This is a genomic window from Thalassobacter stenotrophicus (genome assembly GCF_001458315.1).
GTDB lineage: Bacteria > Pseudomonadota > Alphaproteobacteria > Rhodobacterales > Rhodobacteraceae > Thalassobacter > Thalassobacter stenotrophicus.
In genome coordinates, this window is the sequence record NZ_CYRX01000024.1 from 44711 (window position 1) to 70832 (window position 26122).

Annotated in this window: 29 protein-coding genes; 12 read left to right on the forward strand and 17 right to left on the reverse strand. The window is 58.7% G+C overall.

From position 1 onward, the window contains the following. Position 1: 1 nt before the first annotated feature. The 4 genes from THS5294_RS06745 to THS5294_RS06760 all read right to left on the reverse strand — a co-directional run bounded on the left by THS5294_RS06745 (position 2) and on the right by THS5294_RS06760 (position 4649). A complete protein-coding gene (locus tag THS5294_RS06745; protein ID WP_058123139.1) occupies positions 2-1528 on the reverse strand; it encodes an acyl--CoA ligase in 1527 nt (508 codons plus the stop codon). Between the two features lie 35 nt (positions 1529-1563). Further along, the gene (locus tag THS5294_RS06750; protein WP_058123140.1) at positions 1564-3081 is read right to left on the reverse strand and encodes a tripartite tricarboxylate transporter permease; all 1518 of its coding nucleotides are present in this window, start codon (positions 3079-3081) and stop codon (positions 1564-1566) included. Positions 3082-3093: 12 nt separating this feature from the next. Continuing rightward, complete coding sequence (locus THS5294_RS06755) at positions 3094-3594, reverse strand: tripartite tricarboxylate transporter TctB family protein (RefSeq protein WP_058123192.1); 501 nt, start codon at positions 3592-3594, stop codon at positions 3094-3096. A 77-nt stretch (positions 3595-3671) separates the two neighbouring features. Beyond that, a complete protein-coding gene (locus THS5294_RS06760; RefSeq protein WP_058123193.1) occupies positions 3672-4649 on the reverse strand; it encodes a tripartite tricarboxylate transporter substrate binding protein in 978 nt (325 codons plus the stop codon). Positions 4650-4812: 163 nt separating this feature from the next. Between THS5294_RS06760 and THS5294_RS06765 the strand changes: the two genes are divergently transcribed. Both THS5294_RS06765 and THS5294_RS06770 read left to right on the forward strand, forming a co-directional pair. Next, entirely contained in the window at positions 4813-6216 is a 1404-nt protein-coding gene (locus THS5294_RS06765) for a helix-turn-helix domain-containing protein (RefSeq protein WP_058123141.1), read from the forward strand. A 73-nt stretch (positions 6217-6289) separates the two neighbouring features. Next, positions 6290-6934 (forward strand): trypsin-like serine peptidase, encoded by a 645-nt coding sequence (locus THS5294_RS06770; RefSeq protein WP_058123142.1) that lies wholly within the window; start codon positions 6290-6292, stop codon positions 6932-6934. Here the strand turns inward: THS5294_RS06770 and THS5294_RS06775 are convergent. Both THS5294_RS06775 and dksA read right to left on the reverse strand, forming a co-directional pair. Continuing rightward, entirely contained in the window at positions 6931-8073 is a 1143-nt protein-coding gene (locus tag THS5294_RS06775; protein ID WP_058123143.1) for an FAD-dependent monooxygenase, read from the reverse strand. The genes THS5294_RS06770 and THS5294_RS06775 overlap by 4 nt on opposite strands. Positions 8074-8148: 75 nt before the next feature. Continuing rightward, positions 8149-8571 (reverse strand): RNA polymerase-binding protein DksA, encoded by a 423-nt coding sequence (gene dksA, locus THS5294_RS06780; RefSeq protein ID WP_038008138.1) that lies wholly within the window; start codon positions 8569-8571, stop codon positions 8149-8151. 175 nt (positions 8572-8746) lie between these two features. Between dksA and THS5294_RS06785 the strand changes: the two genes are divergently transcribed. After that, positions 8747-9583 (forward strand): AAA family ATPase, encoded by an 837-nt coding sequence (locus tag THS5294_RS06785; protein ID WP_038008137.1) that lies wholly within the window; start codon positions 8747-8749, stop codon positions 9581-9583. Between the two features lie 35 nt (positions 9584-9618). On the opposite strand, the gene THS5294_RS06790 is transcribed toward THS5294_RS06785, so the two are convergent. From THS5294_RS06790 to THS5294_RS06800, 4 genes are read right to left on the reverse strand one after another with little or no spacing between them, the layout of a single operon-like run. Next, the gene (locus THS5294_RS06790) at positions 9619-10806 is read right to left on the reverse strand and encodes a vWA domain-containing protein (protein WP_058123144.1); all 1188 of its coding nucleotides are present in this window, start codon (positions 10804-10806) and stop codon (positions 9619-9621) included. A 6-nt stretch (positions 10807-10812) separates the two neighbouring features. Next, positions 10813-10983: an apolipoprotein acyltransferase gene (locus tag THS5294_RS18220; protein ID WP_116903954.1), complete on the reverse strand. Its 171-nt coding sequence runs from the start codon at positions 10981-10983 to the stop codon at positions 10813-10815. A 31-nt stretch (positions 10984-11014) separates the two neighbouring features. Beyond that, entirely contained in the window at positions 11015-12364 is a 1350-nt protein-coding gene (locus THS5294_RS06795; protein WP_233486427.1) for a DUF2927 domain-containing protein, read from the reverse strand. A gap of 14 nt (positions 12365-12378) precedes the next feature. Further along, positions 12379-12840 (reverse strand): GNAT family N-acetyltransferase, encoded by a 462-nt coding sequence (locus THS5294_RS06800; protein WP_082644967.1) that lies wholly within the window; start codon positions 12838-12840, stop codon positions 12379-12381. Between the two features lie 141 nt (positions 12841-12981). On the opposite strand from THS5294_RS06800, the gene THS5294_RS06805 reads away from it, so the two are divergent. From THS5294_RS06805 to THS5294_RS06825, 5 genes are all read left to right on the forward strand, one after another. After that, positions 12982-13677, forward strand: coding sequence for a M48 family metalloprotease (locus THS5294_RS06805; RefSeq protein ID WP_058123146.1), 696 nt, complete (start codon positions 12982-12984; stop codon positions 13675-13677). A 161-nt stretch (positions 13678-13838) separates the two neighbouring features. After that, the gene (locus THS5294_RS06810; RefSeq protein ID WP_058123147.1) at positions 13839-14441 is read left to right on the forward strand and encodes a LysE family translocator; all 603 of its coding nucleotides are present in this window, start codon (positions 13839-13841) and stop codon (positions 14439-14441) included. Then, positions 14441-15319 carry a PfkB family carbohydrate kinase gene (locus THS5294_RS06815; protein WP_058123195.1) on the forward strand — a complete coding sequence of 293 codons (879 nt, stop codon included), beginning with the start codon at positions 14441-14443 and terminating at the stop codon, positions 15317-15319. The genes THS5294_RS06810 and THS5294_RS06815 overlap by 1 nt, the downstream gene beginning before the upstream one ends. Before the next feature lie 69 nt (positions 15320-15388). After that, positions 15389-16294, forward strand: a complete 906-nt coding sequence (locus THS5294_RS06820; RefSeq protein ID WP_370736575.1) for a pseudouridine-5'-phosphate glycosidase — start codon at positions 15389-15391, stop codon at positions 16292-16294. A 75-nt stretch (positions 16295-16369) separates the two neighbouring features. Continuing rightward, entirely contained in the window at positions 16370-17113 is a 744-nt protein-coding gene (locus tag THS5294_RS06825) for a DUF502 domain-containing protein (protein ID WP_038008128.1), read from the forward strand. Between the two features lie 21 nt (positions 17114-17134). On the opposite strand, the gene thyX is transcribed toward THS5294_RS06825, so the two are convergent. Then, positions 17135-18058, reverse strand: coding sequence for an FAD-dependent thymidylate synthase (gene thyX / locus THS5294_RS06830; RefSeq protein WP_038008126.1), 924 nt, complete (start codon positions 18056-18058; stop codon positions 17135-17137). 246 nt (positions 18059-18304) lie between these two features. Between thyX and THS5294_RS06835 the strand changes: the two genes are divergently transcribed. From THS5294_RS06835 to THS5294_RS06845, 3 genes are all read left to right on the forward strand, one after another. Further along, positions 18305-18733, forward strand: a complete 429-nt coding sequence (locus THS5294_RS06835) for a VOC family protein (RefSeq protein WP_038008124.1) — start codon at positions 18305-18307, stop codon at positions 18731-18733. After that, complete coding sequence (locus THS5294_RS06840; RefSeq protein ID WP_058123148.1) at positions 18727-19470, forward strand: DUF1194 domain-containing protein; 744 nt, start codon at positions 18727-18729, stop codon at positions 19468-19470. The genes THS5294_RS06835 and THS5294_RS06840 overlap by 7 nt, the downstream gene beginning before the upstream one ends. An 88-nt stretch (positions 19471-19558) precedes the next feature. Next, on the forward strand, positions 19559-19759 hold the full coding sequence (locus THS5294_RS06845; RefSeq protein WP_058123149.1) for a hypothetical protein: 201 nt from the start codon (positions 19559-19561) through the stop codon (positions 19757-19759). 6 nt (positions 19760-19765) lie between these two features. On the opposite strand, the gene THS5294_RS06850 is transcribed toward THS5294_RS06845, so the two are convergent. The 6 genes from THS5294_RS06850 to THS5294_RS06875 all read right to left on the reverse strand — a co-directional run bounded on the left by THS5294_RS06850 (position 19766) and on the right by THS5294_RS06875 (position 24729). After that, the gene (locus THS5294_RS06850) at positions 19766-20131 is read right to left on the reverse strand and encodes an Mth938-like domain-containing protein (RefSeq protein ID WP_058123150.1); all 366 of its coding nucleotides are present in this window, start codon (positions 20129-20131) and stop codon (positions 19766-19768) included. Then, positions 20131-20877 (reverse strand): sulfite exporter TauE/SafE family protein, encoded by a 747-nt coding sequence (locus tag THS5294_RS06855; protein ID WP_058123151.1) that lies wholly within the window; start codon positions 20875-20877, stop codon positions 20131-20133. The genes THS5294_RS06850 and THS5294_RS06855 overlap by 1 nt, the downstream gene beginning before the upstream one ends. Further along, entirely contained in the window at positions 20870-21838 is a 969-nt protein-coding gene (secF, locus tag THS5294_RS06860; RefSeq protein WP_058123152.1) for a protein translocase subunit SecF, read from the reverse strand. The genes THS5294_RS06855 and secF overlap by 8 nt, the downstream gene beginning before the upstream one ends. A 1-nt stretch (position 21839) precedes the next feature. Then, positions 21840-23501, reverse strand: coding sequence for a protein translocase subunit SecD (gene secD / locus THS5294_RS06865; protein ID WP_058123153.1), 1662 nt, complete (start codon positions 23499-23501; stop codon positions 21840-21842). Between the two features lie 4 nt (positions 23502-23505). Beyond that, complete coding sequence (yajC, locus tag THS5294_RS06870; RefSeq protein WP_038008109.1) at positions 23506-23826, reverse strand: preprotein translocase subunit YajC; 321 nt, start codon at positions 23824-23826, stop codon at positions 23506-23508. Positions 23827-23922: 96 nt separating this feature from the next. Beyond that, the gene (locus tag THS5294_RS06875; RefSeq protein ID WP_158508582.1) at positions 23923-24729 is read right to left on the reverse strand and encodes an NYN domain-containing protein; all 807 of its coding nucleotides are present in this window, start codon (positions 24727-24729) and stop codon (positions 23923-23925) included. Between the two features lie 100 nt (positions 24730-24829). Between THS5294_RS06875 and serS the strand changes: the two genes are divergently transcribed. Next, the gene (gene serS / locus THS5294_RS06880) at positions 24830-26122 is read left to right on the forward strand and encodes a serine--tRNA ligase (RefSeq protein WP_058123155.1); all 1293 of its coding nucleotides are present in this window, start codon (positions 24830-24832) and stop codon (positions 26120-26122) included.

Consider the following 26122-nt stretch of genomic DNA (forward strand, 5'->3'; position numbering starts at 1 on the left):
CTCAGGCTTTCTCTACCAAACCCAGCTTTTCGGCGAGGCCGATCCGCTGCATTTTACCAGTCGCGCCTTTGGGGATCTCATCCATGATGATCACCTTGCGCGGCACCTTGAAGTCGGCCATGCGCTCAGCCGCGAAGTCGCGGATATCGCGTTCCGTCGCGGTGCTGCCTTCTTTTAGGACAACGGCGGCCGCGACTTCTTCGCCAAGCTTGGAATGCGGCAAGGCAAAGGTCACCACCTGCGCGATATCGGCATGATCCAGCAGAACACCGTCCACCTCCAGCGGGCTGATCTTTTCGCCGCCACGGTTGATGATTTCCTTCAACCGCCCTGTTAGGTGCAGGTAGCCGTCCTCATCAAAGGCGCCCTGATCACCGGTGCGGAACCACCGCGCGCCGTCCGCCTCAAAGAAACTTTTGGCGTTAGCGTCCGGGTTGCTTTCGTAGCCGGGGGTGACGTTCGGGCCCGAGATCACGACCTCTCCGGTGCCCTCGATCAAGTGGTTCTCAAGCTCATGCGCGATGCGGACCTTGGGACCTGCTTCTACACCCACGGCACCGGGCTTTTGGGCGCGCGGGGGCAACGGGTTGGAGGCCATCTGGTGCGCAGCTTCGGTCATGCCGTAGCCTTCGATCACGGGCGCGCCAAAGGTTTTTTCCAGTTCCAGCATCACCTGCGCGGGCAAGGACGCCGACGAGGACCGCAAGAACCGGAGGCGCGCGGCATCAATCACGTCGCGATTGCGGCTGGCACGGGTCAGGATCGCCTGATGCATTGTGGGCACGGCGGTGTACCATGTTGGGTTCGCCTCCTCCATCATTGCGAAGAAATTCAACGCGTTGAAGCCCGGCGTACAAAAGATCGAAGCCCCCGACGCAAGTGACGCGGACACCGCGGCAATCAATCCGTGGATGTGAAACAGCGGCATTACGTTCATGCAGCAATCCTCTGGCGTGAGGTCTAGACTGTCCCGGATATGCTGGGCAGAGGCCGCAACATTAGACTGCAACAAAGGCACGATTTTGGGCCGCGATGTGGTGCCGGACGTATGCAGGATCAGGGCCACGTCGTCAGCTGCCGGTGCGCGCGACGCGCTGCCAGATAAGTCGGACGAGAGCGTGAAGTACCCCGCCGCGGCCCCCTCAGGCACGCTGAGGCGGATAATCGCCATGCCCAACCGCTGAGCCGCCGCAAAGGCCGGGCCGTCGTAGCCGCCTTCGACGAGCAGGGCCTTGGCGTTCAAATCCTCAAGGTAAAACACGTATTCATCTTCGCGGTATGCAGGGTTCAGGGGGGCAGTTGTGGCGGCCTGCGCCACAGTGGCAAAAGCTGTCGCCATTTCGGGCCCATTGGGCAGCACGATGGCCACGCGGTCGCTGGCATCAATCCCCATGCCATGCAGTGCCGTCGCGACCTCATCCCCCAAGGTCCGCAGCGCGCCGTAGCTGAGCCACGTACGCCCCGGCGCCCCAATCGCAGGCGCATCCCCGGCATGATCCGCGATCAACGCTTTCAAGCTCGTTTCCATCAATCCATCCCTCGTCTTGTAAATCTTAATTGGTTTTATTCTGCAGGCGAAAGGTCGCGCCGCAACAGGCGTTTTACGTGTTTCAACATCGGCAGCACAAAGAAGAGTGCGGCAATCGCCATGAATGTGCCCGATATTGGCCGCTCAACAAAGGCCATCATATTGCCCTGCTCCGCGATCAATGTCTGGCGGAAGCTGCGTTCCATCAACGGGCCCAGCACGAGCGCCAGCACCAGTGGCGCCATAGGGTAGTCCGCTTTGCGCAGAACGTAGCCCACGACACCGAAGCCCACAATCAGCCAGACATCATGTAGCTTTTGGCTGGGCGCAAAGCCCCCGACCAGACACAGCACAAACACCAGTGAACACAGCACAGTGAACGGCATCCGAAGCGCCCAGACGAACAGCGGGATCAGTGCCAGGTTAACCAGCACCGCAAATAGGTTGGCCGTGTAAAGCGACGAAATCAGGCCCCACACAAAATCGGGCTGTTCAATGAACAACATCGGGCCGGGAACCAGCCCCCACATGACCATGCCGCCCAGCAACAACGCTGTCGTGGGTGAGCCGGGAATGCCAAGCGTCAGCATCGGCAAGAGCGACCCTGTTGAAGCTGCGTTGTTCGCCGTTTCGGGGGCTGCAACGCCCTCAATCGCACCCTTGCCGAAGGTCTCCGGCTTTTTGGAAAGCAGCTTTGCGATGCCATAGGACATAAGCGCTGCAGGCGTCGCACCTGCTGCGGGTAACATACCAACAAAGAAGCCAAGAAAGGAGCCGAAGCTCATGGTTTTCCAAAGTTTATTGATCTCCTTCAGGCCGTACCACAACTCGCGGAAGGTGATCTTGGCAGGTGTGACTTGCGGCGCGCTTTTCTGGGTTTCGATCGTGTAGAGGATTTCACCCACGCCGTAGATACCGATGGCGAGCACCAGAAAACTGATCCCCGAATAGAACCCTGGCTGGTCAAAGAAAATCAGACGCGGATCGCCAGAAATAAGGTCCAGCCCGACGGCCGACAGCACAAGGCCGAGACAGATCATGATGATCGTTTTAAGGACGTCATCACCGCCAAGCCCCACAAAGGTGGTGAATGCCAACAGAACAAGCGCGAATTCCTCAGCCGGACCGAACGCGAGGGCCACATCCGCAAGGGGCACAGCAAACAGCGTGAACAGCACGACCGAAATCGTGCCACCAACGAAAGATGCGGCCGCCGCAGCAATCAGGGCCAGCCCCGCCTTGCCCTGCTGCGCCATTGGTCGGCCATCAAAGGTCGTCGCGACTGCCGTTGACGCGCCGGGAATACCCAACAGGATCGAGCTGATCGCGCCCCCGTACATCGCGCCATAATAGATCGCACAGAGTAGAATGATGGCAGACGACGGCGGCACGATAAAGGTGATGGGCAGCACAATGGCCACCCCGTTGACCGAACCCAGCCCCGGCATTGCGCCTATGAACAGGCCCGCCGTGACCCCGATCATTACGATCAGGATGTTGATGGGCATCAATGATGTGGCGAAGCCTTCGCCAAGGTATCCAAGCAGTTCCATAGCCGAGGTCCCCTAGAAGAAGCGCGCGTATAGCGGGAAGAACCACGGCTCTGTCCAGCCTTTGGGCAGCAGGATTTTGAGCGTGACTTCGAAGAAAAAGAATAAAAAGACGGGTGTGCAGATGGTGAGTGCGCCGGTCAGAACCCAACCATGTTTGCCGTAGATCTTGAGGTACCAAAGCAGGAACATCGGGATCGCAATATAGGCACCCGCGAACGGCAAGGCCGCCACAGTCGCCGTCAGTGCAAGCGTCACCACCACAACAGACCTCAGCGTATCTGGGTCGAAAAACGGTGTGTCATCCTTGGCGAAGGGTGCACTGTCCTTGAATGAACGCAGGACAATCCCCCCTGCACACAAGAACATGATCCCCGAGAGCCAGAACGGAAAGGCGCCGCCCCCCGGCCCGCCTGTCATCCCATTCCACCCAATGGGGAGCGCACTGGCGTGCCACATAAAATATACCGAAAGGACCATAATCCCCGCGGCAAGAACGCGATCTGCAGTCAGCATGATAGTCTCAACTTTCCCACCCAAACAGGCGCGCAGTTTCCCCCGCGCGCCTGTAATCATTTATGTCCGGATTAAGCTCAGGAGCCTTGCTCGCTCATCTCCAGCAGAGAGGCGTGCTTTTCACGTTCCACGAGGAAGTATTCCCCCAATGCATCGCCCGTCAGGAAATCTGGCGCGAGGGATTTCTCGGATGTGTAGGTCTGCCACTCTTCCGAGGCGTTCAGCTTTTCGAACATTTCGGTGTAGTAGGCGACGGCCTCTGGTGCCATGCCCGCTGGTGCCACAAAGGACCGCTGCATGTCATAGACCAGTTCATGGCCCAACTCGGTCATGGTTGGTGTGTCGGGGAAAGCCGCCAACCGTGTGGGCGTGAACGTCGCGATGGGGCGCGACTTACCAGCGGTGAAAAAGCCCAACTGCTCGGACGGGTTGTTAACAGTGCTATCGATGTGGCCGCCTACGAGGTTCTTAGCCACGTCACCGCCCCCTTTGAAGGGCACATACGTAATCTCAAGACCGAACTCGTTTTCCAGCATGGATGTAACCAAGCTGTCTTCTTGCCCAGTGCCGGTGCCACCCATCTTCCACTGGCCGCCCGAGGCACGGACCGCAGCAACATAATCGTCGAGCGTGTAGATATCGCTGTCGGCATTCACCCACAAAACGAACGTATCCAGAGCCATTCGCGCAATTGGCGTAAACTCTTCGATGTTCACGCCGATGTCTGTGCGCAGCGGCGTGGTGTAAAGGCTGTTGAGCGTTGCCATAATCACATGGTTATCGCCCTCTTTGTCCTTGAGGTACCGCAGCGCCTCAGCGCCCGAACCACCACCCTTGTTCACCGGCAGGATCGGCATTGAGGCGAGGTTTTCTTTTTGGATGATGGACTGGAACAGCCGCGCCAAGCGATCAGCCCCGCCGCCCTGGCCCGCCATGATCACCATCTCGACAGGTTTCGACGGCTTCCAATCAGAAGCAAATGCGGGGGCAGTGGCGGCCAGTGCTGCGGATGCTGCAAGTGCCAAAGACAAGCGTCTTGTAAGTTTCAAAGTCATACGGAGGACCTCCCAATCCATGTGATTTCTGCTGCACGCTGAACGTGCCGTGTAAGGTGCAGGATGATCCAAGAAATATCTTCGTGAAAGAATGTTCCAAAATTAATCGTGTTTTGTTGTTAATTATTTCGACAACAAATTTATTATCTGTTATGTTGTAAATATGGTTAAGACACTTATTGGCCCCCAAATACGGCATATTCGCAAGGTAAATACGGACACTCAGGCAGAGATGGCCCGCAAATTGGGCGTGTCTGCTGCCTACATTAACCTTTTGGAAAATAATCAACGGAGTGTGTCTGTTAACGTGTTAATGGCGCTTAGCGAAGCCTATGGCATCGACGCCCATCACCTGGTCAAAGACAGCTCCGCCACGCAACTTGCAGATCTGCGCGCCTGCCTTCGGGACCCGATGTTCGCAAACCAAGCACCCGACATCTCTGAGTTGCGTGCCGCATTGGACCATGCCCCCACGGTGGTGAAGCTTTTCTTGCAATTGCACGCAAATCACGAGGCGCTACAGCACTCGATGCGCAAACTGACCCGAGATGACGCCTCTGGCAGTGTCCAAGCCGTCCGGGCAGAGACCGCAATTTACACCTTTTTCCGCAGTCACGGGAATCACTTCCCCCCGCTTGAGGCCGCAGCCGAGGCTGCGCGTGACGCCATCGGGGGCGCAAACGATGACCTCTATGCCAACCTCAAGCGCCACCTGAAACAGGCCTATGGGCTACAAGTCACCCTTGCCCCAGTTGAGGAAATGGAACAAGCCTTGCGCGTGTTTGATATTGCCGAAAGCAGGGTCCTGATTTCAGAGGCGCTGGACCCGGTGAACCGCACCTTCCAACTTGCGCATGTCCTTGCCCTCGTGAGCGTAAGCGCGCTGTTGGAGACACTGATTACTGACGCGAACATCCCGACCGAAACCGGACAAGAGCGGTGCCGCGTGGAGCTGGCCAACTACTTTGCCGCGGCCCTTTTGATGCCCTACGACGCGATCTTTCGCACCGCCGAGGACACCCGCTACGACCTCGATCGGATCGCAACCCGGTTCGCTGTCTCATTCGAGCAAGTCGCCCAGCGCCTAACGACATTGCAACGCAAAGGCGCGGAAGGCGTGCCGTTCTTTTTCCTGCGCATCGACCCTGCCGGCAATGTGACCAAGCGGTTCAATGCGACACCCTTTACCCTAGCCGATCAGGGCGGCGCTTGCCCGGTCTGGAACCTGCACAGCGCGTTTGCCGCCCCTGATACGATCCTGCCCCAACGGGTTGAGCTGCCCGATACAGGGCAGTTTTTCACCATTTCGCGCACGACGCCACGCCCCGTGACCCAGCACCAGGACACACCGCGACGACTGGTCGTCACGCTTGGGTGCGAGCAAACCCATGCCCACCGCATTCGCTACGCCGACCCGCACGATCGCGCCGAGGCCCCCATCGCCCAAATCGGGATCAACTGCCACATCTGCCCGCGTCTTGATTGTGCCCAACGCGCGTATGAACCGTTGCATGTGGCCTTACCACTTGACGTAAACCGGCGCGGCACCACACGATACCAAAGTTAGCGGAGGACACGTTCTGGGCAGGTTTTCGACACTCGCAGCCCTTTTGGGCCTGCTGCTAGGGGCTACCCCCGGCTTGGCCCAAGACGGGCTGCCCCGCCTACCCCTGACATACGCACCTGCTTTTGACGCTATTGGCAGATTGGGACCTGACCCCAAGTTTCAGACATCACAAGGATGCACCGCAACGTTAATCGCCCCTGATTTATTGTTAACAGCAGCGCATTGCCTTGCCGCCGGTCCGAGCAACGCGGTTTTCGCCCCCGGCTGGCGGGTCGGGCGCCGCAATCCCTCCATCGCGATTGCGCGCACTCTGCGGCACCCTGACTACGGGGGCATCGGGTCTTTGCAGTTTGAAAATGACATCGCACTCGCCGTTTTGTCGGTGCCGGTGACGGGCGTGCCACCGCTGGCATTAGCGGATTTATCTGGGGCCGCAATCTACAACGAACCCGTCGCCTTGCTTGGCTATCACGCAGGCGCACAGGGCGGGTTGAGCGGCGCGTTTGATTGCCCCGTTGGGCCCGGGCGCGGGCGGCTCATGGGCGTGGAATGTCCGGTTAGGGGCGGCAACTCCGGCTCGCCCCTCCTTATCAAATCTGACGGCGAATGGCGGATCGTTGGTGTGGCCGCTGCCCGAGCCGGTAATCGGGCAGCGATGGCCGTGGCCCTTGACGATTGGCTACATGCATCCGTCGCAGCACATCTTAAGGGGGACTAATCGCCCCGCGTCACGTCGTGACGGTAAAGCCAGTCAAACCGCGACAGCATCCGCTGCGGCGCAACCGCGTTGATCATCCGCAGCCCTGCATGCGCCGCGGTCTTTTTCACACCAGCCAGATGGTAATTCCGGGCATTCGCATTCGCCGCTTCAATCGCGCGGGTCACGCGGGGTTTGCGCTTTGCCTGATAGGCCGCAAAGGCTTGGTCGCGGCTATCGTGAACAGCCAGCGCATCCGCCAAAACCCACGCGTCCTCTAGGGCCATGACCGCCCCTTGAGCCAAGAAAGGCAGCGTCGGATGGGCCGCGTCCCCCAACAAAACCACCGCTCCGCGAGACCACCGATCCGCGACAGGATGCCGAAACAATCCCCAGATGTTCACGGCCTCAACCTGCGCTAACATATCTGTGACCTCTGGGCAGAACCCCGCAAACGCCGCGTGCAGGTTCGCGGGATCATCGGTGTGGTTCCAGCCCTCCTCCGCCCAAGAGGCGCGTTCCTCCACCGCCACTATATTTGTGAGCGCGCCGCCCCGCAGGGGATAGGTCACAAGGTGCCGGCCCGGCCCCATAAACACACGCGCCTCAGCAGGTTCCCCCCTGCCCGGGATCAACGCACGCCACGCGACCTGTTTTGTGAAAAAGGGCGCAATATCACCCAGAACGGCCGTGCGTGTCTTGGCATGCAACCCGTCCGCGCCGATCAAGATGTCTTGGCGCGACGCGGTCCCGTCAACCATGCGCAAGACGGCCTGCGTACCATCCGCGTCCACGCTCTCGACACGTTCACCTAGCTGGATCTGAACACCTGCATCGCGCGCAGCGGCGGCCAATGCCGTGATAAGGTCGGCGCGATGGACCAGTTCAAAACCTTCAGGCAAGGCCATCCGCAACACTTGCCCCCCCGACGCGCCATCGCACAACGAAACAGCCGAGCTGGCCCCACCAACGGGACCAATGCCCAAGGCGCGCAAGACCGCGACGCCATTGGGACTGATTTGAATGCCCGCACCGACTTCGGCGATTTCATCCGCCTGCTCAAGCACACGGACGTTTGCACCGCGTTGCGCCAACGCCGTAGCCACGGCGAGTCCACCGATACCCGCGCCCAAAACTGTCACCTCTGCCCCGATGATCACCGCATGCCCCCAAAGAAAAACCGCGCTCCCAATATGGGGCGCGGCTTGCTGTTTGGTCCAGTCCGAAGCGTCGACTTAATCGTCGCGATGGACTTTTTCCCGACGTTCATGACGCTCTTGCGCCTCAAGGCTCATGGTTGCAATCGGACGCGCATCTAACCGCTTGAGGCTGATCGGTTCGCCGGTCGCCTCGCAGTAACCATATTCACCTTCATCGATCCGGCGCAGCGCGCTGTCGATCTTGGAGATCAGCTTGCGCTGGCGATCCCGCGTGCGCAATTCCAGCGCGCGGTCGGTTTCCTCAGACGCACGGTCCGCAACATCTGGGATGTTACGTGTGCCACCCTGAAGGCCCTCAATCGTGCTGGCGGTTTCGTCAATAAGATCGGATTTCCACGCAAGCAGCTTGCGCCGGAAGTATTCCGTCTGACGATCATTCATGAAAGGTTCGTCCTCGGCGGGACGATAGTCTTCCGGGAGAAAAGTTTCGGCTTTCATATCACTTCCTCTATTTCCACCGGAAGAGACTTTGTTAATATCTAAAGTCATCCGGTCACCCTGCGACCCGAATACATCCCAACGCCCCCTGAGTCACGAATTGATTTACCATAGTTACTAATTTATGGCGTAGAGTTAATCTTTGTAGTCGAAACAAACAACTAGAGCGGGCTTTATGCAGTTTACAGGCACCAAAACATACGTAGCTCCCGAAGATTTGACCGTCGCGGTGAACGCAGCCATCACACTGGAACGGCCTTTATTGGTTAAGGGTGAGCCGGGAACGGGCAAAACTGAGCTGGCGCGGCAGGTTGCCGAAAGCCTCGGCCTGCCGATGCTTGAGTGGCATATTAAGTCTACGACGCGCGCCCAACAGGGCCTGTATGAGTATGATGCCGTGAGCCGGTTGCGGGACAGTCAACTCGGCGATGACCGGGTTAATGACGTCGCAAACTACATCAAACGCGGCAAGCTGTGGGAGGCGTTTGACGCCCCGGAGCGGGTTGTGTTGCTGATTGACGAAATCGACAAAGCCGATATCGAGTTTCCCAACGACCTCCTTCAAGAGCTCGATAAGATGGAATTTTTCGTCTATGAGACGGGCGAAACGGTCAAAGCGCGGCAACGGCCCATCGTCATCATCACCTCGAACAATGAAAAAGAACTGCCCGACGCGTTCCTGCGGCGTTGCTTTTTCCACTACATCCGGTTTCCCGACATGGAAACGATGAAGCAGATTGTTGAGGTCCATCACCCCGGGATCAAGGAAGCGTTGCTGACCACCGCGTTGACGCAATTCTATACTGTGCGCGAACAGCAAGGGTTGAAGAAAAAGCCCTCGACCTCCGAAGTGTTGGACTGGCTCAAACTGCTGCTGGCGGAAGACCTGGACCCAGCAGACCTGAAAATGGACCCCAAATCCGCCCTGCCCAAACTGCACGGTGCGCTTTTGAAAAATGAACAGGATGTTCATTTGTTTGAACGTTTGGCCTTCATGGCGCGGCGCGGGTAAACGCGCCGCTGCACCCCGGAAAAATGGTTAAAGCGTCAGCCGGCCGTTAACGACTTCATGCCTGAGGTGATCCCCTCAAGGGTCATAGGAACCATCCGATCCTCGAACACGGTGCGGATCATGTCGATAGACTGGGTGTAGGACCAGTGATGCTCTGGCACCGGGTTGATCCAAAGGTGTTGGGGCCACTGCTCACGCGCGCGGTTCAGCCAGACCTGCCCTGCTTCTTCGTTCCAATGTTCATTCGCACCGCCTGCATAAGCGATCTCATAGGGTGACATGCTCGCGTCGCCGACAAAGATGCATTTGTAGTCCGGCCCATAAGTCCGCAGAACCTCCCACGTGGGCGTGACCTCATTCCAACGGCGTCGGTTATCACGCCACACGCCCTCGTAGAGGCAGTTGTGGAAATAATAGTACTCAAGATGTTTGAATTCGGCGCGCGCGGCTGAAAACAGCTCCTCCACAACACGAATATGCGGGTCCATAGACCCACCAACATCCAAAAACAAAAGCACTTTGACAGCATTGCGCCGCTCGGGGCGGGTTTTGACATCAAGATAGCCATTCTCAGCCGTGGCGCGGATCGTCCCGTCTAGGTCCAACTCTTCTGCTGCACCGTCGCGCGCCCAGTTGCGCAGCCTCTTAAGGGCGACTTTGATATTGCGCGTGCCCAGTTCAACACTGTCATCCAAGTTCTTGAATTCGCGTTTATCCCAGACTTTAACAGCACGCTGGTGGCGGCTTTCGTTTTGGCCAATCCGCACGCCTTCGGGATTATAGCCATAGGCCCCAAAGGGACTGGTGCCTGCCGTCCCGATCCACTTGTTGCCACCCTGATGGCGGCCCTTTTGCTCCTTCAGACGCTCTTTGAGCGTCTCCATCAGCTTGTCAAAACCACCAAGCGCCTCGATCTGAGCTTTTTCCTCTGCGCTCAGGTGCTTTTCGGCCATCTTTTCCAGCCAATCGGCCGGCAGGTTCACCGCCTCGAGGACGGCCCCCATATCTAGCGCCTCTAACCCTTCAAAAGTCGCCGCGAAGGCGCGGTCGAATTTATCAAGGTTACGCTCATCCTTCACCATCACAGCGCGAGCGAAGAAATAGAACGCCTCAACATCATAGGTCACGAGACCCGCGCTAAGACCTTCTAAAAATGTCAAAAACTCCCGCATCGAGACCGGCACATTATGCGTACGTAGCTGGTCAAAAAAGCGCAGGAACATCGCGGATTACCCTTCGATAACGCGGCCAATGATGATCGTGGCGAACATTCCGATCATAAAGCCAAGCACGGCCCAAACAGCCGCATATTGCGCGATATCATAGCGGTTTCCGCCCTTCTTTCGGGCGAAAAAACCGCCAATCAGGGCACCAAGGAGGGTCGTTGCGGAATAGAGCATGAAAGCCTCGTGTTGTGGGTTAGCTCGCTACTTAGACCCCAGGGCGCAGAGCAGCAACCTCTGCGACGTGGCGGCGCACTTCTGCCGCAGAGCCAAAGCCATAGAGTGCCCACGCCTTGCCCTCCTCGCGGACGGCTCGTGCTTCGGAAACGCGGCCTGTTTCCTCCAACGCCTCAGCGCGCAGCAACAACAACGTCGACAAAAGAGCCGCGTTTTGGCCTTTTTGCGCGGCAGGCAAGGCGCCCTCGACCAGTCGCAGGGTCACATCCGGCTGCCCAGATGTTAGGGCAAAGGCCGCGGGTTGCACGATGGCGTGGGCGGTGTGAACCTCTTCACCGTAGGCGTCTCGGAACACAAACGCCGCCTCAACAATCGCGGCAATCGCGCTTTCGGGTTGGACCCCAAGTGCAGCACGACCGAACGACAAGAGCGAATAGCCCAAGCGCGTGTCATTCCATTCTGCCGCGCGGGCCAAATCAATCGCACGCGCCGCAGCAGAAGCCCGCAGCCGCGCAGGCAGTCCTGGCTGAAGGGATCGATTGAGCGCGCGTTTCCAAGCCTCTGAACTGTCGCTTGCAAGTTGATCTTGCACCGGCGCGCCGCGTTTATTCACCCGCGCTACAATCGCTGGCAGGGCGGTTGCAACTTGCTCAACGTCCATACCCGTGGCGAGCCGACGATCATACGTCATGCGCAAAATCGCCATGTCGTAGCTGGTCAGAATGGTGTGAAGGTTGTCATCATTGAACACGCTAAAGGGCAGCCGATAGAGATCATTCAATGGCCCCAAAGCCTGAGCAATTTCTTCGTGCAGACAGTCGCGAATTTCTTGTGGGCTGACATCAGATGGCAGAAACACCGCTGCCTGCGTCCGCGCCATCAGCGTCCCCCAATCCGTTGAGCGCGCGCGCCGCTTGGACAGGTAATCCTCCCAATTTTCAACATTTGGGACCACGAAACAGGCCGCTTGGGGAACGAGCCTTTGCAATTCTCGACGTGGGAGAGCCTCAATTGTGATAGAGGCGGCACGTCCCTCTTTGGCGCGCGAGATGTCAATGCCAGCCTCTCGGCGTAGCCGCACCAAAAGGTCGTCTAAATCAGTGGCCACTGTATCAGGCGCATCTCCCAGAACCGCCACGGTAACTGGCCCCTCAAACCGCGTGAACACTGGCAGCACACGGCCGCTTTCGAGCTGAAAGCTCAGATCCAGAAAATCTTGCGTCAGTTGCGCATTGCTGGGCATGGGAACGGGGCGAGGCAACGCGCCATCGAACCGCTTCATCGCGGGAAGAGTGATGGCGGCAACCTCAGCCTCAAGTGCGGCGTCGGTCAAAGGCGATGCGACTGGCGCACAGGACGCAACCACAAGCGCCGCAGCCAAGACCCAACGCCCCCTCACTTCGGAGGCCTGTCGTACCGAATAAACGGTGTTTTGGTACCAACTTGGTCGTAGAGCATCCGCCCTTTGTAGTTGAACTCTTGGGTCAGCCAATAAACCCGCGGGGCCCCGGCCGCATCAGCCGCGTCATAGACAGATTGGACAAGCGCACGGGCAACGCCCTGCCCCCGCGCCTCAGGCAATGTGAAAAGGTCTTGCAGGTAACAAACCGGCTCGACCCGCCACATGTGAGGATGGAAAACATAGTGCACTAGGCCCAAAGCCTGTCCGTCCCGAAGGGCAAGGCGTCCTTGAAACGTCGTGGGCTCATCTGACATCAAGCGTTCAAAAGCCGTGTCGATCACCGTATCCGGCAATGATGTCTCATAATAGGCAAGGTACCCCGCCCAAAGCGCGCGCCATACAGAATAATCCTCCGCCCCTATGGGACGAATAGAAAGGGGTTGAATGCCTGTCACGCTTTGCCTCAGCGGTATGATATTGGTCGTATTATATTTTTTACTGCAAGGGTCAGACTAGGGCCAGAATATGGCGCAAATAGGGCGTGGCGTGTGGCACTCCCCCTTTGCAACCCAACGCGGGTGCACCATATCTGACAGATGCTAAAGTTTTCCCCCATCCTGCTCGCGCTCATCTATGGGCTGGTGATGTATCGCTTCTCCGCATGGCGGACGGCGAAAATGCTGGACCAACAGTCAACGGAATTGGCCGACCCAGAGATTGCGCGGCTGACCAAATCCATGGCCAAAGCGCTCGATATCCCGCGCATCCGCGTGCACATCTATGAGATTGAGCCGGTGAACGGGCTTGCAGCACCAGACGGGCGGATTTTTCTGACTCGGGGGTTTTACCGCAAATTCAAGGCGGGCGAAGTCACCGCGGAAGAATTGGCCTCTGTGGTGGCGCATGAATTAGGGCACGTCGCGTTGGGGCATTCTCGCCGCCGGATGATCGACTTTTCCGGTCAAAACGCGATCCGCGTTGTGTTGGCGACGGTACTGGGTCGGATTTTGCCCTTTGGCGGCGTGTGGGTTGCCAATGCGCTAACCTCTATTCTGGCTGCGCGTCTGTCGCGGCAGGATGAATATGAGGCTGATGCTTATGCAGCTGCATTGATGGTTAAGGCAGGGCTGGGCACCGGGCCACAAAAACGACTGCTGGAAAAGCTAGAGACATTGACCGGTATGGGCGGGCGCGGCGCACCGGCTTGGTTGATGAGCCACCCAAAGACCGCGGACCGCGTGGCAGCCATTGAAGCGCTAGATGCACGCTGGACCAAGCTACCCGAAGGGTAAGCTGAACGCGCCGCTTGCGCGGCATGACATTCTTGCGCGGCCTTCGGCCCCGCGAGGTGAGTATTTTGGGAACAAAGGAGATGGCCGGAGTAGGGTTTATCAAGGCTCGACAATATGGTGCCTTTTTGGTGTTGTGCGCTGATTGGTGAGGGAGAGCCGCTTTGAGTTTTGAACATGTTATTCTGTTTAATCTGACCCTGCTGGCGGCGATCCTGTCCCCCGGACCAGCGTTGGTTATGGCCATTCGCACGACCCTATCAGCGGGGCGTCGTGCTGGGATCGCTATGGGATTTGGGCTGGGACTAATGGCGGCCGTTTGGACGGCTGCAGCATTGCTGGGCCTAGAGACCGTATTTGCGGCGTTTCCATGGGCCTATTGGGCGGCCAAAACGGTAGGTGCGGCGTATTTGATCTGGATTGCGATCCAGATGTGGAGAGGCGCGCGCACCCCCATTCAGACAGATTTACGTCCTGCGGGGCGGGCCTTTCGGGGCGGAGTATTGCTGCAAGCGGTTAACCCCAAGTCCGCTTTGTTTGCTGCAGCCGTTCTGATTGTGATTTTTCCGCCGGGATTAAGCGCGATAGATAAGGGACTGATTGTGATGAACCATTTCGCGGTGGAAATTGCGTTTTATACCGGGCTGTCCATGCTTTTGAGCACGCAAGCCGCGCAACGGCGGTACATGGCGGCGAAGCTGTATCTTGATCGCGGCGCGGCGGTGGTGATGGGGGCCCTTGGATTGCGATTGGTGTTGGGCCGATGATGCCGCAAGCCGTAGACGTTTTATGTATAGGCTCGGTTTTGTGGGACATAATCGGGCGGTCATCATCGCACATGCGCGCGGGCTCAGATGTGCCTGGACGGATCACCCGTATCCCCGGCGGGGTCGCGATGAACATTGCTATGGCTCTCAAGGCGTATGGAATGCAGCCCGCGCTTTTGTCGACAGTCGGGCGCGATCCGGAGGGTGAGGAATTGGTCGCGGCTTGTGCGCGATTGGGCATGGTGACGACGCACCTGTACCGATCAGAGGACCTGCCAACGGACACCTATATGGCGGTCGAGGGTGGCAACGGTTTGATCGCAGCAATTGCGGATGCTCACTCACTTGAGCAGGCTGGGGCCAAGATACTGCGCCCCTTGGAAAGCGGTACGTTAAAGGGCTGGGCGGGCATCATCGCGTTAGACGGCAACCTAACCGAGGCGCTGTTGTCTGACATCGCGGTCAGCGAAACATTCGCACGCACGGACCTACGGATTGCACCAGCCTCCCCCGGCAAGGCGGAGCGTCTCACCCCCTTTCTACACGCAGGGCGCGCCACGCTTTACGTAAACCTAGAAGAGGCGAACCTACTTCTCCGCGAAAGTCATGGAACCGCTGCGGATGCCGCGCGCGCATTGGTCGGACGCGGGGTCCACCGGGTGCTGGTCACCAATGGCGGGGACGCGGCAGCATGTGGATCGCAAAGCGGGACATTCACCGCACAGCCGCGCGAAGTGATGGTCACTCGCGTGACCGGCGCAGGAGACACTTTTATGGCCGCTCATATCGCGGCGGAGGCCAAGGGTGCCGCGCCCGACGCTGCCCTTGAGCGGGCGTTGGAGGCTGCGGCTATTTACGTCTCAGGCGAGACCTACTAGGGCAATCGGGACCATCGTATCCGCGAGGTCAAACACGTGAAAAGGACCGAGATGATGTTGGACGTGCCAATGCAAATGAGCGCAGAAGTTGCAGCCGCCCAAGCCAAGGGCGCACCGATTGTGGCGCTTGAGAGCACCATCATCACCCACGGCATGCCCTATCCGCAAAACCTTGAAACAGCCCGCGCGGTTGAGGGCGTGGTTCGCAATGCCGGTGCGGTGCCCGCCACAATGGCCGTGCTGGATGGCACGCTGCATGTGGGGCTTGAGGATACAGACCTAGATGCGCTTGCGCAGCGGAGCGATGCGCGCAAGCTGAGCCGGGCCGATTTGGCGCACTGCCTTGCAACGGGTGAGACCGGGGCCACCACTGTTGCGGCCACCATGATCTGCGCACGCCTCGCAGGGATCGCGGTCTTTGCGACCGGGGGCATCGGCGGCGTCCACAAGGGTGCGGAAACCAGCTTTGACGTCTCAGCCGACTTGACGGAGCTGGCGCGCACACCTGTCACTGTCGTCGCCGCTGGCGCGAAAGCGATCCTTGACGTGCCAAAAACGTTGGAGGTCCTAGAGACCCAAGGCGTTCCGGTCCTATGCTACCGCACGGATACTTTTCCGGCGTTTTGGTCCGCGACCAGCCCCCTGCCCGCGCCCCTACGCGCCGAAACCCCGGCCGAGATTGCCAAGGCACATTTGATGCGCGCGGCCCTCGGGTTGCCCGGCGGACAGCTCGTGGCCAATCCAATCCCGACGGAGGCCGAAATCCCGGCGGCCACCCTCGCCCCTCTCATCGCCACGGCTCAAGCCGAGGCGGACGCCGCCGGGATCAGCGCCAAGGCCGTCACCCCGTTTCTGCTGCGGCGTTTGTTTGAGCTGACAAACGGGGCCTCGCTTGAGGCGAACATTGCCCTCGTGATGAACAATGCACGCCTCGCCGCTGAAATCGCGGGCGAAATTGCGACACAGCGGCGCTAAATTCCGCGCTTCCTTGTGCGGCCCACCGCGCACCGCTACATATGCGGCTAGGACCGAGGAAAGACCGACCACCCAATGCAAATTCCCATGCCCGAAGACCCCAAACCCCCACGCGTGGGGCTGTTCGCGCGGCTTCGCAACAATTTCCTAACCGGACTCATTGTGATTGCGCCCATTGGGCTGACCGTCTGGCTGATCTGGACGGTTGTCGGTTGGATCGACGGATTTGTTTGGCCGTTTGTACCCGACGCCTACCAACCCACGCAGCTGCTGAACCGTATCCTTGGATTTGAGGGCGTGGACCAGATTGAGGTGAACGTTCGCGGCGTTGGCGTGGTGGTCTTCATCATATTTGCCATGCTTGTGGGCTGGGTGGCCAAGGGGTTGATCGGCCGGTCCCTGATCGGTTGGGCCGAAAGCCTTGTGCTAAGCGTGCCTGTTGTCCGCTCAGTCTATGGCGGCGTGAAACAGATCGCCGAGACGATTTTTGCACAAACCGAAACCTCGTTCGAGAAAGCCTGCCTTGTGGAATATCCCCGCAAAGGTATTTGGGCGATTGCCTTTATCTCGACCGATGCAAAGGCCGAGATCGCGACCAAAACCGTGGGTGAGGACAAAATCGTTTCGGTCTTTTTGCCGACCACGCCGAACCCAACATCAGGGTTCCTGCTGTTCGTGCCCAAAGAGGATATCATAATCTTGGATATGTCCGTTGAGGACGCCGCCAAATTGGTAATCTCGGCAGGGTTGGTCTATCCTAATGGGGATGACCCAACCAAACCGCCGAAAAAGCGGAACGGGCGCACACCCGAGGCCTAGGCCCCGAGCGTGCAAATCTGATTAAGCGTCGCCCCAGACGGCCTCAAACTCACGCCATTCACCTTTGGACATGCCCGAGTTTTCTTGGGTCACAACTTCGCCCGCAAGGCGGCGCTTGAGGCATTCAACGCCCTTGCCCGAAAGCTGTTGCGCGCCCATGCGGTAATCCTCGAACGCGCCATATGCGAAGGGCACCCAATCGCGGACCATTTCACAAATCGCATCCGCATAGACGCGGATTTCGTATTGCGCATGGGGGTCAGCACGCAGCCGTAGGAAGTGGAACAGGTTGTGCAAATCCACCTTCCAATACCACTGCGTGTAGATGTTGGTCGGCAGGTTCATGCGCGCCAATTCGCGAGCCAGCCCGGCCTGACCATCCTGTGAGATCATCGCCTCATAGCTGTCGTATGCCTGATTGCTATCACGCTTTAGAATTTCGAGAACGCGCGCGGCCTCTTCACCCTCAAGAACATCGCCGCGGCCTTGGTTATTCACCACGGACTGTGCCGCCAGATGCTCCGCCGGCGGAATGTAGAACTCACGATCAAGGATCGAGTAGCGGGCTGAATATTCGTTCACATTCGCGGTCCGGTGACGGATCCACTGACGCGCAACGAACACGGGCAGTTTGACGTGCAGTTTGATCTCACACATCTCAAACGGAGTGGAGTGCCAATGCCGCATCAAATAGCGGATCAGGCCCTCATCGTTTTGAACCGATTTCGTGCCCTTGCCGTAGCTGACGCGCGCGGCCTGCGTGATGGCGGCGTCGTCACCCATATAGTCGATCACACGGACAAACCCGTGATCCAAAACCGGCTGCGCGGTGTACAAGTGTTTCTCCATGCCCTCGCTTACGGCCCGCAATGTGGGGCGCGGATGGCTGCGCATTTCGGCGATTTCTTCTTCGGGGGTCATCGGTCGACTGGCCTGATCATTCATGAACTGTTCTCCACGCATGTTCGCGCCCGCAACGGGCCACAAAAGCCGCGAATCGGGCCTTTCCGAACGTATTCGGGGTATAATCGCACGTGAACACTAGATGTGGTCAACTTTTGTCAGGATATCCACAAGATATATAAATCACAGCGGCTTTGCGCCCTGCCACCCGCATCAGACACAGCCATTGGTTGCGCCCACAGCCCCCGGCCCTATCTTGAGCGTAGAGTTCACTCACGAAAGTTCCCCATGCCTATTACCTATCTGCACACAATGGTTCGGGTCCGCGACCTTGATGCCTCCATCGCGTTTTACAAGCTGCTCGGTCTCGAAGAGACCCGCCGCTATGAAAACGAAAAGGGCCGCTTTTCCCTGATTTTCATGTCGCCCCCCGGTCAAGAAAACGCCCATGTTGAGTTGACCTACAACTGGGACGGTGATGAGGGCCTGCCCTCAGACAGTCGTCACTTTGGCCACCTCGCGTATCGGGTCGATAATATCTATGAGACCTGCCAGCACCTGATGGACAACGGTGTCACTATCAATCGCCCTCCCCGCGATGGGCATATGGCGTTTGTCCGCTCGCCCGATAACGTCTCGATTGAGCTGCTGCAAAGCGGGGATCATCTGGCCCCAGCAGAGCCTTGGGCATCCATGGAAAACACAGGCCATTGGTAAGCCGCGCGGCGGCCCTTGCCCTTGCGGTAGTGATACACGCAGGGGCAGCTCAGGCCGCCTGTCGGCAGGCGCTGGTGCTGGCCTTGGACGTCTCTGGCTCGGTTGATGCCGATGAATACACACTCCAGCGGGAGGGGCTGGCCGCAGCCCTGACCGCGCCCTCTGTGCGCGATGTTCTGCTGAGCACGCCGCAGTTCCCCGTCTATATCGCTGCATTTGAATGGGCGGGACAGTTCGATCAATTCACCCTGCTGGAGTGGACGCCCATCACCGATTTAGCCACGCTAAATCAGGTGGCCGCGACGCTCCGCGCGCCGACCCTGCGGCCAGCCTCACGGTCCACCGCATTGGGCGCGTCTATGGCATATGCCGCAGCGCTGTTCCGCGATGCTCCGCCCACATGTTTGCAACGTACACTCGACATCTCAGGCGATGGCAAAAACAACGACTGGCCCGATCCCAGCAGCCAGCAGCGCAAGCTGGAGGGCGTCACGATCAATGCGCTGGTCATCGGCGCAGACAACCCCGCCGCAGGGGACCAGCGGCAGGCCGAAATCGCGGAGCTGAGCAGCTATTTTCTGTCCGAAATCATTCGCGGCCCCGGTGCCTTTGTAGAAACCGCATTGGGATATTCAGCCTATCAAGCCGCGATGGAGCGCAAATTGTTGCGTGAGCTAAAGACAATGGTTTTTGGTCAAATCGCCCCCACTGCCGGACGAACCACGCGAACCCGTTAAAACTTGCGGTATTTAGCGTCGTTCTAGCCCCATTCCGAACACGTTTCATGCGGCATATGCGAGGGACAGATCACAAAGGAACTGCCCCATGACCTATTTCCAATCTTTCCTAACCGATGAACACGGTGCCGTAACTGTCGACTGGGTTATCTTGTGCGCGGGCCTCGTGGGGCTTGGCCTTGCGGTGATGATGGTCGTCAAAGATGGGGCTGCCGATATCAGCGGCGATATGAACACGTCAATCAAGGCCGTAGAAACACAGACCACGCTAGACCTGTCATCATCCTGATCGCGTTCAGTCCGTCGCGTTGACTGGCAAAGCCGCAAGTGCGACGCGGCGGCCTTCCCCCAGCAGCACATTGTAGGTGCGACACGCGGCGGGGCTGTTCATCACTTCAAGCCCCATGCCCGCGCCTTCAACGGCAGCGCGCAGGCCTGCGGGCGCATGGGCGATCTCGGACCCAGTGCCCAAGAAAATCACGTCGACCGCTCCCGCCAACTTCAACAAGCTGTCCGCATCCCCTAACCCTGCCCATGTCCGGGCTGTGGTTTCGGTTGCAAGGATTGCGCCATCAATCCGATCTCCGCCCACGCGGAAAAACCCGGGCCCATAGCTGTCGATTGGTTGCGCGCTGCCATAGTGGACTTCGTTGAGTTGCATTACATGTCTCCCCACAAAGGCAGGCCCATGAGGGCCGCGCCGGCGATGATGGTATAGGCGATCCGGCGGTAAAGCCGTTCGCGGTCGGGGTGGAACATAGCCGCGCCGACCTGAATCGCCAAGAGGTTGGGCACGATCAAGATTGCACCAATCAGGAACGGCGTCAGCGTGACTTCGCCCTTTGCAGTCAAAAGCCCCAAGGCCATCCCGTCATAGATCAGCAGAAACAACGTCAGCGTCGCCCGTACGACCGAGGCAGGCAGAGGCCGCGCCATGTAGAACAGGATGACGGGCGGCCCCGGCAGACCCGCCGCACCGCCCAAAAAGCCCGCGCAGGCGCCGATGCCGTATACCTTGGGCGGTGTCACTTGGCCCCGGTAACGCCAGCCCGACACAAGGGCCGCGAGCATCACAAATGTCACAAGGGACACGGCGTAGCGAAACGCCTCAGGCGGAACACTCAGTAAGACCGCCAAGCCGATGGGCAGTGTCACCGCCAGCCCTGCACACAACCGCAACACATCGCGCGGATGCCCGTCGCGCACTGCACGCGGTACGGTCGGAAGTGGCCCAATCAGATCCATAATTGTGAGTGTAACGATCGCCCAAACCGGAGGCAAAACCGTGCCCGCGATGGGCAGGTAAATCAGGGCAGTGCCGAACCCGGCAAAGCCCCGCACCAAGCCTGCAAGACAGGTTGCAAAGACCAGCCACCCCAAACCCGGGGTGGCTAAAATCTCAGGCATCGATGTTACCGAACTGTGTGCCTGCGCCGCTATCGGGCTTTTTCGGGTCGCGGTTCACGCCCAGCATCAGCACCACGTTTTTGGCCACGTAGACCGAGGAATAGGTCCCGACGATAACGCCCCACAGGATCGCGAACACGAAGCCCCGGATCACATCGCCGCCCAGAATGATCAGCGCCAAAAGTGCGACAATGGTCGTGCCACTGGTCATCAACGTCCGTGACAGCGTTTCATTGGTGGAGCGGTTCATGACCTCCATCAGCGGGGTTTTCTTGTACTTGATCAGGTTTTCACGCAGGCGGTCAAACAGGACCACAGTGTCATTGATCGAGTACCCCAGCACCGTCAAAAGCGCCGCAATCGTTGCCAAATCAAAGCGAATTTGCAGCAGGCTGAAAATCCCGATGGTCAGGACAACATCGTGCACCAAGGCCGCAACCGCGCCGACGGCGAACTGCCATTCAAACCGCAGCCAAATGTAGAACAACATCGCGGCCATCGCAGCCGCAAGCGCAATCAAAGCCGTCGTCACCAACTCGCCCGAGACCTTGGGACCGACAGATTCAACACTTGGGAATGTGATCTCTGGGTCGACAGTCCGCAGCACGTCCTCGACCAAGGCGATGACCTCGGGCGTCACGCTTTCAGCGCCATCTTGCGCCTGAATGCGGACCATGGCCACGTTTTGGTCGTCGGCGAATGTGGGGTCGAACACCTCAGTGATGGAAACATCGCCGAGGTTCAAGGGTTGCAGCGCATCCCGATACGCGCCGACATTCACCTCAACCCGGCTTTCGGTGCGGATGGTGGTCCCGCCCAGAAAGTCGATACCGAAGTTTAGGCCCATCACCAACCACAGCACGATTGACGCGATCACCGCGATCACCGAGCCGCCAAATGTTACTTTGCGAAAGCGGAAGAAGTCGAAGTTGGTCTCTTGCGGGACAAGTCTTAGGCGCATCTTACACCTCCAATTTTTTGGGGCGGCGACGTTCAAACCACATGACCACAAAGACGCGCGTGACGAACAGCGCAGTAAAGACGGACGTGATGATCCCGATGCCCAGCGTCACCGAGAACCCCCGCACAGGGCCAGAGCCCAGCACAAACAGGATGACTGCGATGATGAAGGTCGTCAGGTTCGCGTCCACAATAGCCGACAGAGCGCGTTCATAGCCCAGCTGAATGGCCCGCGCGGGCCCTTTGGCCGTGCGTAATTCTTCGCGGATACGCTCAAACACCAGCACGTTAGCATCCACCGCCATACCCACGGTCAGAACGATCCCTGCAATGCCAGGCAATGTCAGGGTGCCACCAATCAGGCTGAGAATACCGACGATAAGCGCCACGTTGATCAGCAAGGCCACCGTCGCAAACACGCCAAACAGGCCGTAGCTTGCGATCATAAAGACCACAACACCTGCCATAGCGATGGTCGCAGCGATGCGGCCTGCATCGATGGAATCTTGGCCCAGTTCGGGACCAATTGTCCGTTCCTCAAGGAATGTCATTTCAGCCGGGAGAGCACCTGCACGCAGCAAGATCGACAGCTGCGTCGATTCCGTTACATCAAAGTTACCAGTAATCTGGCCAGTACCGCCGGGAATGGCGGATTGGATGACCGGAGCTGTGACCACCTCATCGTCCAGCACGATGGCAAAGGGGGAGCCGATGTTTTCGGCCGTATAAATCCCAAAGTCCCGTGCACCCGCACCGTTAAACCGGAAAGTCACAGCAGGCAGGCCATTTTGATCGAACGCAGGCTGGCTGTCGACCAGATCGTCGCCTGTGACCACCGGCGTTTGCTCAAGAATATAGTAGGTGCCCGCATCATCCATGTCGGGGACTAGGATTTGACGCCCATCAAGGCGCGCATTCGCGTCAGACGTTTGGCCAACCACCGGGTGGAACGTCAGCTTGGCGGTCGTCCCGATCAGGGATTTCAGCTCCTGCGCGGAGCCGATGCCCGGTACTTGGATCAGGATGCGGTCTGCACCCTGACGCTGGATCGTGGGTTCGCGTGTCCCGGCCTCATCCACACGGCGGCGGATGATTTCGAGCGATTGTTGCATCGTCCGGTCGTCCGTCGCGGCGCGTTCCGCCTCCGACAGCTGAACGGTTAAAACGTCGCCATTGGCTGACACATCAATGTCACTGGACCCTACGCCCGTGAATGTGGTGATCGGTTGGGCCAAGGCCCGCACGGCAGCAACGGCGGCTTCCATGCCCTCAGGCTGGGAAATCCGCACCCTCAGTTCACTGTCGGGCCCCGGCTGGCGGCGGATCGTTCCAACGGTTGCGCGTTCCTCACGAAGGGCGTCGCGCACGGCGGGCCAGTAGCCGTCCATCCGGCTACCATAAACATCCTCAACCTGCACTTCGGCCAGCAAATGCGCGCCGCCCCGCAGGTCCAAACCGAGGTTCATCAGATTTGAAGGCAGAATGCTTGGCCAAAGCCCCGCATCCGCCTCAAGCTCTGGCGAGGTGATCCCCCCCTCCATCGCAGACACGGCGTCATTGTACCGCTCTACGTTCGAATAATTCGCGTTGGGCAATGCCATGAGCAGCCCGGCCGCGCAGATGCCTAGGATCAGCACCTTCTTCCAGAGGGGGATATCAAGCATCAGGTCAGGTCGCCGGTTCGGATTTTGTCAGAACCGTCACGATGGTCGAGCGCACGACACGGACTTTAACACCGTCTGCGATTTCGACTTCCACTTCGTCACCCTCTTTGACCTTGGTGACTTTGCCAATCACACCACCTTGGGTGACGATCTGGTCACCGCGGCGCAGTGCCTCGACCATGGCTTTGTGCTCTTTGAGCTTTTTCTGCTGCGGGCGGATCAGCAGGAAGTACATGATCGCAAAGATCAGAATGAGCGGTACAAAAGACGCGAAAGTGCTGCCTGCACCTCCGACGGCTTGGGCATATGCGGGGGTGACGAACATCAGAATTTCCCTGTGATTGCAGTTCGGGCTTTGGCGCCTTTAAGGTTCGGCGCACGTTATAACTGGCAAGTAGGGAGCGCAAGGCGGCGGAACAAGCTATTGGCGCCCTGTCCCGGGGTTGGCGCGGCGATTAAGCCACTGTTGCCCGGTCAGATCACCGCTGAGCCGCACACCAATCGGGCACAAGGTGTAGCGATCGGCGTGCCCCGCCAAAAAACTGCGCCAGTTTGCGTTGGGCAGATCGGACGTAGTCACGCCAAGCTGATACATTTCGTGCCCAAAGTTCGCGAGCGAGATGGGTTTTGTCGGTGTTTGGCCCAGAACTCCCGCAATTTTGCTATGCAAAGCATCCAGAGCCGCCTCGTTTGGCCCCATCGGCAGCCTGTGAAACTCACTACAACTGTTTTGAAAGAAATCCGAAGGCTTGCCCCCACTGACACCCAACACCCATTTGCCATGAGTGCGCAGGCGTTGCGCCAGATGGGCAAAGCCCTGATCCGCGCTCGCGATCACAAAGGTCGCGATATCGCTGCTAAGCGCCAACTCCAGCGCGTCCAGACACAGCGCGATGTCCGAGGCATTCTTGCTGCTGGCCATCGGAGCCAAGGTGATGCCCGGCGTTTTACACCAACCTTCAACATGGCATTCGTCAGCATAAACACGCACAGCATCGACCCGACCCAAATGTTTGGCCCGTTCCAGAACGGGATCGATGAGCTTGGGTGGGACATTGTCCCCATCGACAAAAACCGCGACTCGCGTGGAGTGTATTTGGTTAAGCATGTTCATGCAGTCACCGTCGCGCCGCATCGCGGCAAGATCGTGACCGAGCCACGACAGTTTCACGGCATTAATAGAACCCGCGCCACGACAATTCACGCAGGTCACAACGAATGCGGACATGCCGCGCTGCATACGCCTAGCCTTACGCCCGAGCATCCATTAAAAGGCCCGCAAATCAACGCGTGTTTGCACGCCATGCCCCACCCAAGGAGCCACTTCCATGCATGACATTCGCATGATCCGAGACAACCCTCAGGCCTTTGACGCCGCTTTGATGCGCCGGGGTGGCTCTGCGATGTCATCAGAAATCCTTGCGCTGGATGAAGCACGCAGAACCTGCATTACCGCCGCTGAAACCGCACTTGCGGACCGAAATGCGGCCTCTAAGCAAGTGGGTGCAGCCAAAGCACGTGGCGATGAGGCCGAGTTTGAGCGTCTGCGCGCCCTTGTTTCTGAGAAGAAACAGGAAATTGCGCAGCTAGAAGAAGACGCAAAAGCCAAGGATATGGCCTTGCGTGACCTTTTGATGGGCATTCCAAACCTGCCGCACGCGGACGTCCCCGATGGCAAGGATGAGGACGACAACATCGAAATTCACCGTTGGGGCACGCCGCCCAAACTGGATTTCACCGCTGTTGAACATTTTGAGATCCCAAGCGTTGTGCCGGGCATGGATTTCACCACTGCGGCTAAACTTTCGGGCTCACGGTTTGTGGTTTTGCGCGGTGCGGTTGCACGTATCCACCGCGCGCTTGCGCAGTTTATGCTCGACACACATGTGGATCAAAACGAGCTGACTGAAACGAACACCCCCGTCCTGGTGTTGGAAGAGGCGATGTACGGCACTGGCCAGTTGCCCAAGTTTGGTGAGGATAGCTACCGCACCCGTGAGGGTTGGTGGCTGATCCCGACATCCGAGGTGACCCTGACGAACACCGTTGCGGGCGATATTCTTGAGGCCGCCGATCTGCCCCGTCGCATGTGCGCCCACAGCCTGTGTTTCCGGTCCGAGGCAGGGTCCGCCGGGCGCGACACCACAGGTATGCTGCGCCAACACCAGTTCGAAAAAGTCGAAATGGTTTCGGTCACAAAACCTGATGAAAGCCGGGCCGAGTTGGACCGGATGACGGCCTGCGCTCAAGGCATCCTTGAGGCCCTTGGCCTGCCCTACCGCACGGTTGTTTTGTGCACGGGTGACATGGGTGCCGGCGCGCAACGCACCCACGATATTGAAGTCTGGTTGCCCGGCCAAAACGCCTATCGGGAGATCAGCTCTTGTTCGGTATGCGGTGATTATCAGGCGCGGCGCATGAACGCTCGCTTCCGCCCCGAAGCCGGTGCGAAACCCGAATACGTACACACGCTCAACGGCTCTGGTCTGGCTGTCGGACGGTGCCTGATTGCCGTGCTCGAAAACGGGCAGCGGGCTGATGGCTCGGTCGAACTGCCGGAGGTTCTGCACCGCTATCTTGGCGGTAAGTCACGCCTTACCGCTGAAGGTGTGCTCGCTTAA

Coding starts and splice junctions, on each gene's coding strand:
- THS5294_RS06745 (WP_058123139.1), bottom strand. CDS start 1,528: ATGGAAACGAGCTTGAAAGCGTTGATCGCGGATCATGCCGGGGATGCG.
- THS5294_RS06750 (WP_058123140.1), bottom strand. CDS start 3,081: ATGGAACTGCTTGGATACCTTGGCGAAGGCTTCGCCACATCATTGATG.
- THS5294_RS06755 (WP_058123192.1), bottom strand. CDS start 3,594: ATGCTGACTGCAGATCGCGTTCTTGCCGCGGGGATTATGGTCCTTTCG.
- THS5294_RS06760 (WP_058123193.1), bottom strand. CDS start 4,649: ATGACTTTGAAACTTACAAGACGCTTGTCTTTGGCACTTGCAGCATCC.
- THS5294_RS06765 (WP_058123141.1), top strand. CDS start 4,813: ATGGTTAAGACACTTATTGGCCCCCAAATACGGCATATTCGCAAGGTA.
- dksA (WP_038008138.1), bottom strand. CDS start 8,571: ATGAAAGCCGAAACTTTTCTCCCGGAAGACTATCGTCCCGCCGAGGAC.
- THS5294_RS06785 (WP_038008137.1), top strand. CDS start 8,747: ATGCAGTTTACAGGCACCAAAACATACGTAGCTCCCGAAGATTTGACC.
- THS5294_RS06790 (WP_058123144.1), bottom strand. CDS start 10,806: ATGTTCCTGCGCTTTTTTGACCAGCTACGTACGCATAATGTGCCGGTC.
- THS5294_RS18220 (WP_116903954.1), bottom strand. CDS start 10,983: ATGCTCTATTCCGCAACGACCCTCCTTGGTGCCCTGATTGGCGGTTTT.
- THS5294_RS06805 (WP_058123146.1), top strand. CDS start 12,982: ATGCTAAAGTTTTCCCCCATCCTGCTCGCGCTCATCTATGGGCTGGTG.
- THS5294_RS06815 (WP_058123195.1), top strand. CDS start 14,441: ATGCCGCAAGCCGTAGACGTTTTATGTATAGGCTCGGTTTTGTGGGAC.
- THS5294_RS06820 (WP_370736575.1), top strand. CDS start 15,389: ATGCAAATGAGCGCAGAAGTTGCAGCCGCCCAAGCCAAGGGCGCACCG.
- THS5294_RS06825 (WP_038008128.1), top strand. CDS start 16,370: ATGCAAATTCCCATGCCCGAAGACCCCAAACCCCCACGCGTGGGGCTG.
- thyX (WP_038008126.1), bottom strand. CDS start 18,058: ATGAATGATCAGGCCAGTCGACCGATGACCCCCGAAGAAGAAATCGCC.
- THS5294_RS06835 (WP_038008124.1), top strand. CDS start 18,305: ATGCCTATTACCTATCTGCACACAATGGTTCGGGTCCGCGACCTTGAT.
- THS5294_RS06845 (WP_058123149.1), top strand. CDS start 19,559: ATGACCTATTTCCAATCTTTCCTAACCGATGAACACGGTGCCGTAACT.
- THS5294_RS06850 (WP_058123150.1), bottom strand. CDS start 20,131: ATGCAACTCAACGAAGTCCACTATGGCAGCGCGCAACCAATCGACAGC.
- THS5294_RS06855 (WP_058123151.1), bottom strand. CDS start 20,877: ATGCCTGAGATTTTAGCCACCCCGGGTTTGGGGTGGCTGGTCTTTGCA.
- secF (WP_058123152.1), bottom strand. CDS start 21,838: ATGCGCCTAAGACTTGTCCCGCAAGAGACCAACTTCGACTTCTTCCGC.
- secD (WP_058123153.1), bottom strand. CDS start 23,501: ATGCTTGATATCCCCCTCTGGAAGAAGGTGCTGATCCTAGGCATCTGC.
- yajC (WP_038008109.1), bottom strand. CDS start 23,826: ATGTTCGTCACCCCCGCATATGCCCAAGCCGTCGGAGGTGCAGGCAGC.
- THS5294_RS06875 (WP_158508582.1), bottom strand. CDS start 24,729: ATGTCCGCATTCGTTGTGACCTGCGTGAATTGTCGTGGCGCGGGTTCT.
- serS (WP_058123155.1), top strand. CDS start 24,830: ATGCATGACATTCGCATGATCCGAGACAACCCTCAGGCCTTTGACGCC.